This is a genomic window from Streptomyces sp. NPDC047853 (assembly GCF_043204535.1).
Lineage (GTDB): Bacteria > Actinomycetota > Actinomycetes > Streptomycetales > Streptomycetaceae > Streptomyces.
Map to the genome: position 1 here is coordinate 1 of NZ_JBIDCI010000053.1, position 1,140 is coordinate 1,140.

Here is a 1,140-nt window from a genome sequence, read left to right on the forward strand (position 1 = left end):
CGCTGCGCTCCAGCCACCCCACCGTGACCCGCTGCGCGGGACACGGCAACGGGCCTGCGGCCCGGGCAGCGAGGAGGGAGGGTGGCGGGGGTGGTGTCTCTGCATCAGGTGACGCCTCATGTAGCTTTGGCAGAACCGGGCCACTACCTTGCTTCAAAGTGCAGCGCGAGACTGACTCTGGAACCAGAGCCTACCCCCGCTCCTTCCGGAGCGGGGGTAGCGCGCTCTACATTCCGTTCTTGCGTCGGTTTGTCTGGCGGTCGAGCGCGGCCCTGAGTACGAGGGCGCGGCGGCTCGATGCGGGGCACGGCTCCAGGATTCCGCGTGTGTGCAGAGCGGCGCCCATTGCCGCTCCTGCATTCAGGGCGTCCTCAATGGCTCGGAGAGTTGCCTGTGCCTGTTCCACACTGTTGGGGTGCTGGAATTCACACTCACACTCGTACTTGCGCTCTGCGGCAAGGTTGATGAGGGCCAGGGGGTGTTCCTTGACGGGGATGCATCCGGGGTGCCGGGTGATGGGGCGGGGGATGCCGTTGCCGTTGCGGCCCCGGAGGTGGCTCCAGAAGCGGTGTCCCTTCCAGCCGCACAGGCGGCACTCCATGAGCCAGGGCTGATCGGCGCCGGGGTAGCCCGCCAGCGGGGCCCAGCCGAGCTGGTCCAGGCGGGACATGGCTTCGGCGGCGCGTACGAGGTTGGGGAGGGTGAAGCGCAGGTCGGGCAGGAGGTAGGCGTACGTGCGGGTGGCGCGCAGGCCGACGATGGAGCGCAGCCGGTCGGCGGGTGAGTGGACGGGGGCCTGGGCGGGGAGGGTGGGGCGCTTGCCCTGGTCGATGAGGGTGACGAGGTGGGCGGCGGCCTGGTCGCGGTCGGCGGTGCGCTGGACGGGGTGGCCGGGCATGGTCGCGTACCAGGAGCCGTGACGGCGGTGGACGGTTCCGGCAGGGGTCTGGTCGACGGTGACGGGGTAGAAACCCTCGTCGTCGCGCTGCCCGAGAATGTAGCGCTGCTCAGTCTCCATTTGTTCTTCCTTCTTTTGTTGAACTTTCGGGTTTGTCGGTTGGGTGCCACTCCCTCCCGACAAGGAAAAGACTATCCAATTCGCCGCACGAGATCAAAGATATAGGGTCCCCGAAAGGGGTA

Annotated in this window: 1 protein-coding gene; it reads right to left on the reverse strand. The window is 67.5% G+C overall.

The genetic code is table 11. The features are described 5' to 3' along the window. Positions 1-226 precede the first annotated feature (226 nt). Positions 227-1,018 (reverse strand): hypothetical protein, encoded by a 792-nt coding sequence (locus tag ACGF5T_RS36035; protein WP_392890356.1) that lies wholly within the window; start codon positions 1,016-1,018, stop codon positions 227-229. Positions 1,019-1,140: the final 122 nt, after the last annotated feature.

Coding starts and splice junctions, on each gene's coding strand:
- ACGF5T_RS36035 (WP_392890356.1), bottom strand. CDS start 1,018: ATGGAGACTGAGCAGCGCTACATTCTCGGGCAGCGCGACGACGAGGGT.